10 protein-coding genes and 4 tRNA genes are annotated in these 15,053 nt (G+C 39.1%); 1 reads left to right on the forward strand and 13 read right to left on the reverse strand.

Annotated elements, in window-relative coordinates; all coding sequences use genetic code 11:
- Positions 1 to 70: 70 nt before the first annotated feature.
- Both H8700_RS09200 and H8700_RS09205 read right to left on the reverse strand, forming a co-directional pair.
- Entirely contained in the window at positions 71 to 862 is a 792-nt protein-coding gene (locus tag H8700_RS09200; protein WP_022140942.1) for an enoyl-CoA hydratase-related protein, read from the reverse strand.
- 24 nt (positions 863 to 886) lie between these two features.
- On the reverse strand, positions 887 to 2,071 hold the full coding sequence (locus H8700_RS09205; protein ID WP_022140941.1) for an acetyl-CoA C-acetyltransferase: 1,185 nt from the start codon (positions 2,069 to 2,071) through the stop codon (positions 887 to 889).
- A gap of 340 nt (positions 2,072 to 2,411) precedes the next feature.
- Between H8700_RS09205 and H8700_RS09210 the strand changes: the two genes are divergently transcribed.
- A complete protein-coding gene (locus H8700_RS09210; protein WP_022140940.1) occupies positions 2,412 to 3,755 on the forward strand; it encodes a butyryl-CoA:acetate CoA-transferase in 1,344 nt (447 codons plus the stop codon).
- A 241-nt stretch (positions 3,756 to 3,996) separates the two neighbouring features.
- On the opposite strand, the gene H8700_RS09215 is transcribed toward H8700_RS09210, so the two are convergent.
- The 11 genes from H8700_RS09215 to H8700_RS09265 form a co-directional block, all read right to left on the reverse strand.
- Positions 3,997 to 4,386: a thioesterase family protein gene (locus H8700_RS09215; RefSeq protein WP_022140939.1), complete on the reverse strand. Its 390-nt coding sequence runs from the start codon at positions 4,384 to 4,386 to the stop codon at positions 3,997 to 3,999.
- Between the two features lie 68 nt (positions 4,387 to 4,454).
- On the reverse strand, positions 4,455 to 4,706 hold the full coding sequence (locus H8700_RS09220) for a hypothetical protein (protein ID WP_022140938.1): 252 nt from the start codon (positions 4,704 to 4,706) through the stop codon (positions 4,455 to 4,457).
- Positions 4,707 to 4,764: 58 nt separating this feature from the next.
- Complete coding sequence (locus H8700_RS09225; protein ID WP_022140937.1) at positions 4,765 to 5,172, reverse strand: hypothetical protein; 408 nt, start codon at positions 5,170 to 5,172, stop codon at positions 4,765 to 4,767.
- 246 nt (positions 5,173 to 5,418) lie between these two features.
- Positions 5,419 to 7,086: a hypothetical protein gene (locus H8700_RS09230; protein WP_249305303.1), complete on the reverse strand. Its 1,668-nt coding sequence runs from the start codon at positions 7,084 to 7,086 to the stop codon at positions 5,419 to 5,421.
- 65 nt (positions 7,087 to 7,151) lie between these two features.
- A tRNA-Gly gene (locus H8700_RS09235) sits at positions 7,152 to 7,223 on the reverse strand.
- A 45-nt stretch (positions 7,224 to 7,268) separates the two neighbouring features.
- Positions 7,269 to 7,340 (reverse strand) — tRNA-Gly (locus tag H8700_RS09240).
- 52 nt (positions 7,341 to 7,392) lie between these two features.
- Positions 7,393 to 7,464: transfer RNA gene (locus tag H8700_RS09245), tRNA-Gly, on the reverse strand.
- 159 nt (positions 7,465 to 7,623) lie between these two features.
- Positions 7,624 to 8,976, reverse strand: coding sequence for a glycosyl hydrolase 53 family protein (locus H8700_RS09250; RefSeq protein WP_249305304.1), 1,353 nt, complete (start codon positions 8,974 to 8,976; stop codon positions 7,624 to 7,626).
- Between the two features lie 4 nt (positions 8,977 to 8,980).
- Positions 8,981 to 12,736 carry a phosphoribosylformylglycinamidine synthase gene (locus tag H8700_RS09255; protein ID WP_249305305.1) on the reverse strand — a complete coding sequence of 1,252 codons (3,756 nt, stop codon included), beginning with the start codon at positions 12,734 to 12,736 and terminating at the stop codon, positions 8,981 to 8,983.
- A gap of 184 nt (positions 12,737 to 12,920) precedes the next feature.
- A complete protein-coding gene (locus tag H8700_RS09260) occupies positions 12,921 to 14,189 on the reverse strand; it encodes a SurA N-terminal domain-containing protein (RefSeq protein ID WP_249305306.1) in 1,269 nt (422 codons plus the stop codon).
- A gap of 757 nt (positions 14,190 to 14,946) precedes the next feature.
- Positions 14,947 to 15,030, reverse strand: a tRNA-Leu gene (locus H8700_RS09265).
- Positions 15,031 to 15,053 lie beyond the last annotated feature (23 nt).

The raw sequence follows: 15,053 nt of genomic DNA on the forward strand, positions 1-15,053 counted from the left end.
TTACCATATGTAACATTATATATCCTATGCCAGTGCAAAGGATTATTCTGTCACTTTTAAAAAGCTTTGATTAGCAGTTCTTAAATGGAACTACCTTTAACTTCTTTTCTTTATCTTTCTCTAAGAAATTACCCATTCCGGCTTTCTGGTCTTCTGTTTCAAAACAGTCACCGAAAAGCTTTTCTTCGATCACGATTGCCTGATCCATATCTACCTGAAGACCATCGTTGATTGCCTTCTTGCAATTACGAACAGCGATCGGAGCGTTCTTTGCGATCGTAGAAGCTAACTTCTGAGCTGCCGGGATCAGTTCCTCAGCAGGATAAACAGCATTTACAAGACCAATACGGTAAGCTTCATCCGCTTTGATATTACGTGCACTATAGATCATCTGCTTTGCCATACCAACACCAACTGTTCTTGCAAGTCTCTGTGTACCACCAAATCCAGGTGTAATACCAAGGCCAACTTCAGGCTGTCCAAACATTGCATTTTCAGAGCAGATACGAATATCACAGCTCATGGAAATCTCACATCCGCCACCAAGAGCAAATCCGTTTACTGCTGCAATAACAGGAATTGGGAATGTCTCTAACTTACGGAATACATCATTTCCCTTTTTACCGAAAGCTTCGCCTTCTGCTTTTGTTAATGTACTCATCTCTCCGATATCAGCTCCGGCAACAAATGACTTATCTCCGGCACCTGTGAGAATCAGACATCTTACTGTGTCTAAATCTACGGCATCTAATGTAGCATTTAACTCGTCAAGAACCTGACTGTTTAATGCATTTAAAGCCTTTGGACGGTTAATTGTAATAGTAGCAACTGCTCCATCTACTTCATATAAAATGAAATCCATAACGGTCAATCTCCTTTTTATAAATTAGTCTCTCTCTACGATTGTGCTGCAGCCCATACCGCCACCGATACAAAGTGTAGCAAGGCCTCTCTTAGCATCCATCTTCTGCATCTCATGAAGAAGTGTAACAAGGATACGGCATCCTGAAGCTCCAACCGGATGACCAAGTGCGATCGCACCACCGTTTGGATTTAACTTAGAAAGATCAAAGTGAAGATCTTTACCAACTGCTACAGACTGTGCAGCGAATGCTTCATTTGCCTCATATACATCAAAATCATCAATTGTAAGACCAGTCTTAGCTAATACTTTCTTAGTAGAAGCAACAGGACCTACACCCATGATAGAAGGATCCACACCGCCAAGAGCACCTGCAACAAATGTAGCCATAGGCTTAACACCTAATTCTTTTGCCTTTTCTTCGCTCATAACAACGATTGCAGCAGCACCATCATTGATACCTGAAGCGTTACCTGCTGTAACCATTCCGCCCTCTTTACCTGAGCAGCATTTTAATTTTGAAAGACTCTCTGCTGTTGTTCCAGGACGTGGTCCCTCATCTTTATCAAATACAACAGTACCTTTTCTTGTCTTAACTTCTACAGGAACGATCTCATCATCAAATGCGCCTGCCTTAATAGCTGCTTCACACTTCTGCTGGCTGTTTGCGGCAAACTCATCTAACTCTTCACGAGTAAGTCCCCACTGCTCAGCAACGTTCTCTGCTGTGATCATCATGTGATACTGGTTAAATGCATCCCATAAAGCATCATTAACCATTGTATCGATTAACTTACCATTGTTCATACGGTATCCGAAACGTCCCTGCATCATAGCATACGGAGCCATTGACATATTTTCCATACCACCTGCAACAACGATATCTGCATTACCTGATTCGATCATCTGTGCTGCCATATTTACACAGTTAAGACCTGAACCACAAACAACATTTACTGTAACCGCAGGAGTCTCGATAGGCAGACCAGCCTTGAGAGAAGCCTGACGTGCAACGTTCTGACCTAAACCGGCCTGGATAACACAACCCATATACACGTGATCAACCTGATCAGCCGGAACTCCTGCTCTCTTAAGAGCTTCTTTAATAACGATAGAACCTAAAACAGGTGCCGGAGTTGTGCTAAGACCTCCACCCATTTTACCAATTGCAGTACGGCATGCGCCTGCCAAAACTACTTTCTTTGCCATAATTCTAATTCCTCCTTAATTGATTAAATATATAGACATAACAATGCTATATTATCGTACTCCACTGCTTAATAATATATCAAAGCATCTAATTTATCAAGCGTTTTTCGTCAACACTTTATCGAAAATGTCGAAAAAAGGCGCTAAATCTTCCATATCATGTTGAAAACACCGTGGTTGTTGAAAAGATTTCCCAAAAGTGTTATTTTATTAGATAGAACAAAAATACAAAGATAGGATGATTTTATCATGCATCTGTGTTTTTTCTATGTATGTCTATCGTGACAGCGGTGCTTCACGATAGCATTATTAAATTTGCATCGCAGAAATGAGGTTAATTATGGATTTTAAAACATTATACACCCAAAAGCTTACAACAGCCGAAGAAGCTGTCAAGGCTGTCAAATCCGGTGACTGGGTAGATTATGGATGGTGTACGGGCACTCCGGTAACTCTTGACCGGGCAATGGCAAAGAGACTTACGGAACTTACGGATGTTAATTTTCGTGGTGGTATTCTGATGTGGAAACCGGCTATTTTTGAGATTGAAAATCCTGCAGAACATATGACATGGAATTCATGGCATATGGGTGGTATTGAAAGAAGAGCGATTGCTGAGGGATTCTCTTTCTATGCTCCGATCCGTTATTCAGAACTTCCAAGATATTACAGAGATTCCAAAACACCGTCTAATGTAGCGATGTTCCAGGTTGCTCCTATGGACGAGCATGGTTTCTTTAACTTCGGACCAAATGCTTCTCATATGGCTGCATGCTGTGAAAAAGCCGACACGATCATTGTAGAAGTAAACAAAAATATGCCTCGCTGTCTTGGTGGTTTTGAAGAAAGCATTCATATCAGCCAGGTGGATATGATCGTAGAAGGATCTAATCCTGATATCGCATCGATGGGTGCTGCCGCTCCTGCCACAGATGTCGATCAGGCTGTTGCAAAATATATTGTAAACGAAATCCCTGATGGTGCCTGCTTACAACTTGGTATCGGTGGTATGCCAAACGCAGTAGGTTCTCTGATCGCAGAATCTGATCTGAAAGATCTTGGTGTACATACGGAAATGTATGTCGATGCTTTTGTTGACATCGCAAAAGCCGGTAAAATTACAGGTCTTCGTAAAAACATCGATAAAGGCCGTCAGGTATATGCATTTGGTGCAGGAACACAAAAGCTGTATGATTATGTCAATGAAAATCCTGAATGCATGAGTGCACCGGTTGATTATACTAATGATATCCGCCAAATCAGTGCATTAGATAACTTCATGTCAATCAACAATGCAGTCGATATAGACCTTTACGGTCAGATTAACGCAGAATCAGCAGGTACAAAACAGATCAGTGGTGCCGGTGGACAGCTTGACTTCGTTCTGGGTGCTTATCTTTCTAACGGAGGAAAATCATTCATCTGTATGTCTTCTACTTTCAAGAAAAAAGACGGTACGGTAGAATCACGTATCAAACCAACTTTGGATAATGGTTCCATTGTTACGGATACACGTGCAAACGTACATTACTTTGTTACAGAGTATGGTATCGTAAATTTAAAAGGACTTTCTGCATGGCAGAAAACAGAAGCAATCATTTCTGTAGCACATCCTGATTTCCGTGATCAGCTGATCAAAGAGGCTGAAAAGATGCATATCTGGAAACGTAGTAATAAACGGTAATACCGTTTAAAGAACATGTCTATCCAAACTTTTTTGCATTTTTTACATTACAGACATAAAAAATGCAAAAAAAGTTAGCACAACAAAAAATTTTCAGGTAATAAAACAAAATACAGTTTTAAAACAAAAAAGAAGCATGATGCAGATTAATTTGCATCATGCTTCTTTTCGGCTTTTCCTATTTATTGAATTTTATTTTGTTTTTCGTTCCAGCTTCACATTATAATTAGAATTATATTTTCTATTTTTCTAATTTTGCATCTGCTTTGCTCTGGAATTTTTCATTTGCTACAATAAAGCGCTCATGTTTTCCCTCACCAATCTTTCCGGTTTCATCATATGCTTCTACTTTGAAAGTAAGTTTTCTTCCCTCTACTTCTACAAGCTCTGACTCACAACGGATCTTCATTCCTATCGGTGACGCAGCTATATGAGATACGTTCATCAAAGTACCAACGGTTCCCATACCTTCTTCTAATTCAGAAGCAACACTGGTATAAGCTGTCTTTTCCATCAAAGCAATCATGGCCGGTGTTGCATAGACCATTAATTCACCGCTTCCCATTTCCTTTGCCGATAATTCTTTTGTCACTACTACTGTCTGTTCTCCACGTATTCCTTTTTCTAACATCATTTTTCCTTTCTTTTTGCCGGATTTCTTTTACTTTAATCCTGTATATTTTGATTTTTCTGATAAAGCTACTTTTGTTCTTCGATCGGCTCTTCATCAAACTCTACGATCACATAATATCCTCTTTCGGTATGTTCAATATTTTTTACAACACCTTCTGATGTATGAATTCTCTGGTTTACTTTATAACATCCTGACATTGCAACAGCAGGATCAATAATATAAGTATAATTTAATGCAACTTTTTTTTCACTGACATGAACCTGCTGACCCGGTTCTACCAGTCCGGGACGTTCCATTTTGAAACGCATTTCCCTCATAAAACCCCTTCTTTCTTTTAAAACTTCTTTTGCATTTACACTATTCCACTATGCATTTCTATGATCTGCGTATAAATTCTGTCGAGCACTTTGGACAAGTGATTGCAATCTTTCCTTTCCCTTTCGGCACACGAATGGATTGTTTGCAGCATGGACATTTAAAGAAACGGTGCGTCTTCCTTTGTGCAAATCTTCTTTGTTTCTTTGTAAACCATCTTTGTATTCTGACAAAATACTTTAAAAATCTTTCATTTTCTGCATAGCGCTTATAATGATTTCTTGAAAATATGCGAAAATACGAATATACAAGCATACAAACTGCCACAAGATTTACAATTGAACGTATCTTAAAAGACGGTAAGAACAATTCAATCACTAATAATACAACTGCAACTACAACAATAAAATTACTAAGCTGATCTACGCCATATCTCCCTTGCATAAATCGTTGCAAACGCTCTCTCATATTGATTTAAATTCCTTTCTTCCTAACTTACTTATCATTCTATACTTGTCGAATAGAAATACAATGTACTAGGATTGAAGAATTCTAAAATGTATATAAATAACCTGAAATTCGAATATATTTCGTAGATTTTGTATAAAAAACGTGTGTTTTCTATTTCACAACAAAGTGTAACGTCCGTTTATTTTCAAAAGTTTCTTGATAATCCTTTACACATTACAGGAATGACAATTACGGCATATGCATTTAACTCTGTGTTTTCGGATCAGGACTTGCACTTGGCTGCATTATATTCTTATAGGAATCCAACATATGAATTCCATCGTCCATTGGCTCATATGTTACTTCGATCACATCATTTGGCGAAAGCAGGATCAGAGATTCATCTTCTTTAAATGCTTTTTTATAAACCTGATGGTCAGCATCCTTAATATAAACCATTGTACCATCTTCCGTATCAATAAACTGAACACTTTCTATCGTGATAGTCTGCGTCTTACTTGTCTTCTTATCTTTTATTCCTTTGCCACCTGACGCAAGAAGCTTCTTATAGTTCTTAAACAATTCCGTCTGGCTTGTTGCTGTTGCAACAAGATTGTATTGTGATACATTAACCATGGCATACATTTTTACTAATCCGGCTGCATCTTTTAACACCATAATGTAAGTTGGCTCTCCATTAACATTGATCAAACTTGGGAACGATGCTTTATAGCCCTTTTCCTGCACTTCACCTTCCGCAGAATCCATTGCCGAATGTTCTTCCGCTCCAGATACTTTATAATATTTTGCCTCGGAAGTCCTCTGGTTCATCAAGACAAAGCCTATATTAGACTGGTCACCTGTAACAGAAGTAACACCGGTATAGATCCATACATCATCTCCAATGATCTTATAACCATAATCATCTGTTGCCTGACGACAGCCTTTCTGCCCGATAATGCTGTTCCAGAAACCGTTAGAAAGAGAACCTTTCCAATCGTATTTTCTTATTAAAAGATCTCCATCATAAACATAATCCACCCAAGATGGTATTTCGTTTATTTTATAATATTTACATTTTCCATTGATCGGATTACAAATGATCACACCATTGACATCCATGCCTCCAAAAAGTCCGATCTTTGCTGTCAATGTAGGACAGATATAATATGGATTTCCACTGTCATCAATCTCAAAATGATACCCTGAAATGATCTTCGTCGGATATCTGAATTGAACATGGCGCTGCAGATTATAATTAAAATAAGCAGATGGAACATATTTCATCCCTTCTTTTAATGCAACATATTCTGCATTAGAATTGATCGGATTAACCTTAACATAGCCAGGAATACCTTTATCTCTATTATTAAACCACTTAAAAAAGCTTGCGTATTTCAGACTTGAAACCTTCATTGGTGATTTTTTAATGCTGATCTGTGTATAGTCTTTTTCTACTTCGTACTGGCTGACAACATCTGATAGAGAACCAATCTTTCGATTACCAAACACGCGGGCACTCTGTGTATCCATCAATGCAATATCTGTCACCTTATCAGACTGTGCAATATCTGTTGCAAAATCTTTTTCTTCTACCTTCAATAAAGAAGCATATGATTTTGCACGTAAAAAGGTACTTCCCATCAAAGATCCCACTACAAAAACAGTAACAATCGCTAATGCAAGCAGAAGGAAAAATTTACTTACTCCGGAAAGATGCTGCATTTCTGTCTTAAAGTGCATCTTCTGTCCCTTAAACATTCTTTTTAAAAGCCGGGATGCAAAAATTGCTCCAAGCACAATACAGATCCAGAATGCAGTTCCCCAGAAATACACTTCATGAATATTGATTGCCGGGAACAGTGCATAATAATACACTCCTACGATCAGTAGGAACAAACTCGTTAATACAACTGCTACTTTTCTCTTCATCTCGAAACCCCTTTCTTTTCCGATATCCTTTTTGAACCCTTTTATGAAATTTTGGGTATAAAAAAAGCACGAGACGGGATTCGAACCCGCGACCCTCGCCTTGGCAAGGCGATACTCCACCACTGAGCCACTCGTGCATATAGCTGTATGCATCATTGATTGCATCTAAGGATTACTCCTAAAGCACGAGACGGGATTCGAACCCGCGACCCTCGCCTTGGCAAGGCGATACTCCACCACTGAGCCACTCGTGCATACCTCACTATGCATACAGACCGTTATGTAATTATCTAGGATTAACTCCTAAGCACGAGACGGGATTCGAACCCGCGACCCTCGCCTTGGCAAGGCGATACTCCACCACTGAGCCACTCGTGCATCACTATGTTCTTTTGCCGAACACAATGACCATTCTACATCAAACTAATATACTTGTCAACACATTTTTCTATAAAATAGAATTTTTTCTGTTTTTATTTTTCTATAAAATAGAATTTTTCTGTTTATTTATAATGAAAAGCAGACCGTATACAAATCCTATTTATCCTTAACCGAACCCGAATAGGCATAAGCAAACGCATTGATCGTTGGTAATACTTTCCCTCGACGATCAAATAAAGCTTCATTATCTACATCGCTCCCCTCTGTGACTGCCTCAATACTTTTATCATAGGATGCTGCATATTGGCTTTTCCATCCAGAACCAAACTGTTCCCAGATAGCAGGATTGGTATTATAATCATTTCCTACCGTGATCCATGCTGCGTCTGCATATACAACACCGACACCGCCATTACCGCACTTTACAACGGCATCGATCACATCGCGGATCATTTTGCCCTGTCCCTGCGGACTCGCAGCATACCCTTTAACTAAAACATCCTTATTATCGATCGAATTTGGCATTCCATCCGAATCAAGCAGCGTATACGGATATGAAGTTTCCGCTACCATAACTTCTTTATCATATCCTTCACTGATCTCTTTTAACTGTCTGGTCAGATTTTTTAATGTTCCGTTCCAGCAGGCATAATATGTTGTGGCAAAGATATCATAAGGAACATCATTTTCATGCAGCAACTCTGCATATTCACTTAAATTCTGATCCTCCGGATTTGCAAAATCCATTACAATCTTTGCTTTGGAATGATGTTTTTTAGTAAATTCATCAGCTGCATTAGAAGCCGTTTTTAATAATTTTGCAATTCGCTTCGGTGATTTTTCTCCAATGAACTGTTCGTTGGTTTCATTTCCAATCTGAATCAGTCCGATCAGACCACCTGCTTTTTGTATCTTTTCAAGTACCTGTGTCGTATAGGCTGCTACTGCTTTTTCTTTTGTTTTAAAATCCATTTTTTCCCAGCTTTTTGGTACTCTTTGCAAACCATCACTTGTATAAAAATCAGAATAGGCAATCATAACCATTAATTTTAGACCATAACGGGAACTTCTTTTTGCGATCGTGACTGCATTGTCCAGATCACAATTACCACCGCCATAAGAGCGATGCTGTTTGTCATACGGATCTTTCCAGACGCGTACTTTAATACAATTGATCCCACTTTCCGAGACAATCCGGAAAATATCTTTTTCCATTCCGTTTTGATCAAAATAACGGACACCGCTCTTTTCCTGTGCAATCACTTCTGACAGATCAAGACCACGAATAAAATCCGATGACATTCCATCTACTTTTTTGATCGTAATATCTGCATGATCCACCAAAGCATTACTGATACCATTTGACATGTCAACATTCTTTTCGGATGCAACATTCGAAGAGCTGATTACTCCGTCATCCTGATCCCGTAACTGATATTTTAATACAACTGCCAATACGACAAAGATACATAATATGGCAAATAATTTAACAAATATATTTTTTCTCATAGGATTATTTAAAGTATTCTACACCTGATTCAAAGATATGCTGGTTCTGGTTACCATAAATATTCAATGCAACACCATCACCGATACGCTCAGAATGTGCCATCTTACCAAGTACACGGCCATCCGGACTTGTAATACCTTCGATTGCTGCATAAGAACCATTTGGATTAAAGTCCTCATCCATAGTAGGATTTCCCTGCAGATCCACGTATCTTGTAGCAACCTGACCATTTGCGAAAAGCGACTCGATCATTTCTTTGCTTGCAACAAAACGTCCTTCACCATGAGAAGCCGGAATAGCATATACCCCACCTAATTCTGCTTTCATCAGCCATGGAGACTGGTTTGTGCAAACCTTGGTATATACTGACTTCGAAATATGTCGTCCAATGCTGTTTGTTGTCAGAGTAGGTGCATTTTCTGTCTGTGGTTTAATCTCACCATACGGTACAAGACCTAATTTGATCAAAGCCTGGAAACCATTACAGATACCAAGTGCCAGACCATCACGTTTCTGTAATAATTCATGAACTGCATCCATGATCTTAGGGTTTCTAAAGATTGATGCAATAAATTTTGCAGAACCATCCGGCTCATCACCGGCACTAAATCCACCGGAGAACATCAGGATCTGGGAATCTTTGATCGCTTTTTCAAAAGCATTGACAGATTCTACGATCTGGCTTTCTGTCATGTTCTTAAATACAACCGTATTTACATCTGCTCCGGCAAGTTCAAACGCTTTACCGGTATCATATTCACAGTTTGTACCAGGGAATACCGGAACAAATACCTTTGGACGTGCAATCTTATTCTTTGCTGTATATACCTTTTTTGCATCAAATAGTTTGTCTTCTAACTTTGTATTTTCAACATTAGATCTTGTTGGGAATACGCCTTCTAATCTTTCTTTCCACTGATCAAGTGTTTCATCCATAGAGATTACCGTTCCATATACGTTAAAGATCGCTTCTTCTGTCACCGTACCGATAACAGTATACTCTGCTGTAATCTTATCAAGATCTTCTTTTGCTACTTCTGCAATGATAGAACCATATTCTTTTGCAAACAAATCTTCCTTTGAAAGATTCTGATCGATCGTAACACCAAGTTCATTACCGAATGCCATCTTGCTGACAGCTTCACAAATGCCACCAAATCCGATCGCATAAGAAGATACGATCAGTTTGTTATGAATCATTTCCGTAATCTTATGATACATATCCATCAATGCATCATATTTTGGAAGATCATACTGGTCTCTCTGAATATGGAACTCTACTAATACATTGCCTGCTTTCTTTAATTCCGGTGTAACAACATCCTGAATCTTAGCTACATCAACAGCAAAAGAACATAATGTAGGAGGAACATCAATCTTATCAAATGTTCCTGACATACTATCTTTACCACCGATAGAAGGCAGACCTAACTTCATCTGAACATCATATGCTCCAAGCAATGCTGCCATTGGCTCGCCCCAGCGTGCTGCATCTTCTCCAAGACGACGGAAATATTCCTGGAATGTCAGACGGACCTTGCTAAAATCACCACCTGCAGCAACGATTTTTGCAACAGAAGATACTACCGCATATACTGCACCATGATATGGACTCCAGCTTGTAAGATATGGATCCATACCATAACTCATCATGGTTACGGTATCACATTTGCCCTCTAATACAGGAAGTTTTGCAACCATTGTCTGGATCGGTGTAAGCTGTGTCTTACCGCCATAAGGCATTACTACCGTAGATGCACCGATCGAACTGTCAAACATCTCTACTAAACCTTTTTGTGAGCAGACATTCAAATCATTCATCGTGTCTAACCATGCTTTTTTGATATCAGAAACATCTTTCTTTTCCTCAAAATAATTTGCCTTCTCTTCCGGCATGGTTACACGAACATCAGTCTCCTGGTGTGCACCATTGGTATCTAAGAATGCTCTGGCAATATCAACGATTACTTTGCCTCTCCATGAAAGAACAAGTCTAGGCTCTTTTGTTACTTTAGCAACTACTACTGCCTCTAAGTTTTCTTCTTCTGCAAATGCAAGCATCTTATCCGCATCTTTTGGATCAACAACGACTGCCATTCTTTCCTGTGATTCTGAAATAGCAAGCTCTGTACCATCAAGACCTGCATATTTCTTTGGCACCTTATCCAGATTAACTTTCAAACCGTCGGCAAGTTCACCAATCGCAACAGATACACCACCGGCACCAAAGTCATTGCATTTCTTAATGATCGAACTAACTTCTGCTCTTCTAAACAAACGCTGGATCTTACGCTCTGTCGGTGCATTACCTTTCTGTACTTCCGCACCGCATACATCGATCGACTTTGTCGTATGTGCTTTTGATGAACCGGTTGCTCCACCGATACCATCGCGACCGGTACGACCACCAAGAAGTATGATCACGTCACCCGGATCACTATTCTCACGAATTACGTTACGACGTGGAGCAGCACCCATAACAGCACCGATTTCCATTCGTTTTGCAACATAGTTTGGATGATAGATTTCATTGACCAGTCCGGTTGCAAGACCGATCTGGTTACCATAAGAACTGTATCCATGTGCTGCACCGGTCACGATCTTTCTTTGTGGAAGCTTTCCTTTTAATGTATCTTTCATTGATACGGTCGGATCGGCTGCACCGGTCACACGCATTGCCTGATAAACATAACCACGGCCTGATAACGGGTCACGGATTGCACCGCCAAGACAGGTAGCCGCACCACCAAACGGCTCAATCTCTGTTGGATGGTTATGAGTCTCATTCTTAAAAAATACCAGCCATTCTTCTTCTTTTCCATCAATTTCAACCGGCACAACGATCGAACATGCATTAATCTCGTCCGATTCTTCCATATCATCAAGTTTTCCTGCTTTTTTAAGCTTACGCATTGCCATTAAAGCAATATCCATCAGAGAAATGAATTTATCATTTCTTCCGGCAAACATTTCTTTATGAGCTTCTTTGTATTCATCAAAAGTATGCTCGATCGGCTCTTTATAAAAGCCATCATCAAATGTAACATTCTTTAATTCAGTTGAAAATGTTGTATGGCGGCAGTGATCTGACCAATACGTATCCAATACACGGATTTCTGTAACGGATGGATCTCTTTTTTCTTCGTTTGCAAAATAGTTCTGAATATGTAAAAAATCTTTGAACGTCATGGCAAGATTTAAAGAATCATACAATTCTTTTAACTTGTCTTCCGACATATCTTTAAAGCCTTCAAAAATCGCAACATCAGCAGGTTCTTCAAAATTCTGAACCAATGTATCCGGTTTCTTTTCATCTGTTTCACGAGAATCTACCGGGTTGATACAATAATCTTTGATACGAGCGATATCATCCTCACTGAACTTGCCTTCCAATACATAGGTTGTTGCCGAACGGATCACAGGTGTCTCTTTTTCATTCAATAACTTCACACACTGCTCAGCAGAATCGGCACGCTGATCAAACTGTCCCGGAAGATATTCCACAGAAAAGACAACCGCATCCTGTGCACAAGTAAAATCTTCTTCATAATACTCGTCAACCGGCGGCTCTGAAAAAACAGTTTGTAATGCCAGCTTATATGTTGCATCACTTAAATTCTCAATATCATAACGGATCAGTACACGAACATTGGTAAGATCTTTAATACCAAGATAACGCTTGATCTCTTCTTTTAATTCTTTTGCATGTACCGCATATGGTTCTTTCTTTTCTACATATACTCTTCTAACGTTTCCCATTTGCCTAAATGCCTCCATTTCCTTTGTTGTGTTTGATCAGTTTTTAGCTTTTTTCATTGCAAACAGCATTCTGATCTTGTGTTTTTATCTGGCTATCCATATATAAAAGCGTACAAGCCATATGGTTGATCCACACGGCTTGTACTGTATATCCTCGTTGTTATCCAGTAACTTTTGTGCTTCTTTACTGATTAGAACCCTTACTTGATTTCTTAGAAGATGATGAGTTTTCTTTCATATCATTCAGATCATCAGCCGTTACAATATCTGTTGTAACCGTACCAATCGTCACATCTGTCCAAACATCTGTATTAACAACTACTTTATCTGTCTGTTCTTTTTCAAACCAAGAAGAATAAGCTTCATTCTGTTTTGATTCGATTGCATCCTTACAAGCAGTTTTATATGCTTCATCTGAATTATTATTTACCATCTTGACTACTACATAATATCCTGTTGTATCATCCAGGATCGCATCTGAGATCTCACCGTTTTTCATCTTCTTGATCTTCTTTAAAGTATCAGCTGATACGTATGACCAGCCATCTTTCTCTGTGAAGTTACCATCTTTTTCAAAAGTGATATCTTTTTCTTTTTTGTCTGTCAGCTTTGTGAAATCAAAATCAGAATCTGCTTCTTTTGCTTTCTTAGCGATTTCTTCGATCTTTGTCTTGTATGTAGCTTTCTTCTTATCCGATACAGACTTGCTCTTACCGTTCTTGTCTTTCGTTGTTGTTGCTGCATAATAAAATTGTACATCGTACTGACGGTAATCCTTCTTAGAAATATCCTTAACTGCTGCTTTCTCATCTACCGTCTTATTTAATTCTTTCTGCTTATCTTCATGATATTTATTCGCAAGAATTCTCTTTTCAAAGCGTGCTGTCAGATTCTTCTGTGAAATGTTAAGCTGAAGCTTCTGTAACCAGGAAAGACCTTTTAACGCTTTCTTTGCCTGCTTCTTTGCTTTTGCCTTATCTGATTTTGTCAGCTTATACCCGTCTTTCTTTGCATACTGGTATAAAAGTTCATACTGTGTCTCTGCATTTAAAACCTCCTGCTTTAATCCGATCGCATTGGTCAGACCACTGACAGAAGCACCGGAACCCTGATAATCAGCTTCCCAGATTGACTTACCTGTATAAGTCTCATACATCTCATTATAAGGAAGATACTGACTCTCCACTTCATAGATTGGATACATCATATCATCCATGGTGATCTTTGTCTTATTCACAGTCATAATAACCTTTGGCTTAAACTGCTGAATACCGACCCCGATACAAAGCACTAAAACAACAACAATACATAACGTAACTAAAATGACAGGCTTTTTATCTACCCCCGCAAAACGGCTGATCTTCTTTGCCTTTTTCACTTTCTTTTCAGGCACGGAAACTGTTGAAACTGCTTCCTTTTCCTGTTGATCTTTGATTTTCTTTGATGAATTCATGTTAACTCCTCCAATTGTCTTTTGGCGTATTGTAAAAACGCAAAACGCTATCTTCTATTCTATCGAAAAATACAGATAAGTCAAGCAATATTGTGTGATATCTGTGTGAAAATTCCTGCATTTGCAAAAGATGAGATACACGAAATCTGATAGTCTTAATCTCTTACACTTACGAAAGATGAAAGATACTAGCGACAATTATTTTCGATCCCTTGTATCTGCGGAAGATGGGGTGCACGAGATCTGATAGTCTTAATCTCTTACACTTACGAAAGATGAAAGATACAAGAGACAATTATTTTCGATCCCTTGTATCTGCGGAAGATGGGGTGCACGAGATCTGATAGTCTTAATCTCTTACACTTACGAAAGATGAAAGATACAAGAGACAATTATTTTCGATCCCTTGTATCTGCGGAAGATGGGGTGCACGAGATCTGATAGTCTTAATCTCTTACACTTACGAAAGATGAAAGATACAAGAGACAATTATTTTCGATCCCTTGTATCTGCGGAAGATGGGGTGCACGAGATCCGATAGTCTTAATCTCTTACACTTACGAAAGATGAAAGATACTAGAGACAATTATTTTCGATCCCTTGTATCTGCGGAAGATGGGGTGCACGAGATCCGGTGGATCTCGGCTTTGCACCGACCGAAGCGGAGCGGAGACCTTGAACCTGGGTTCAAGGGACGCTTCCGCTTCTAAAATCAAAAGGGCTCATCCTAACGGATGAACCCTTTTGATTTTACAAATGCGGAAGATGGGACTTGAACCCACACTCGGAATCCCGAACATGAACCTGAATCATGCCTGTCTGCCAATTCCAGCACTTCCGCATCTGTTTTTATTCAAAACACGA

It is taken from the genome of Jutongia hominis (assembly GCF_014384965.1).
GTDB classification, from domain to species: domain Bacteria; phylum Bacillota; class Clostridia; order Lachnospirales; family Lachnospiraceae; genus Butyribacter; species Butyribacter hominis.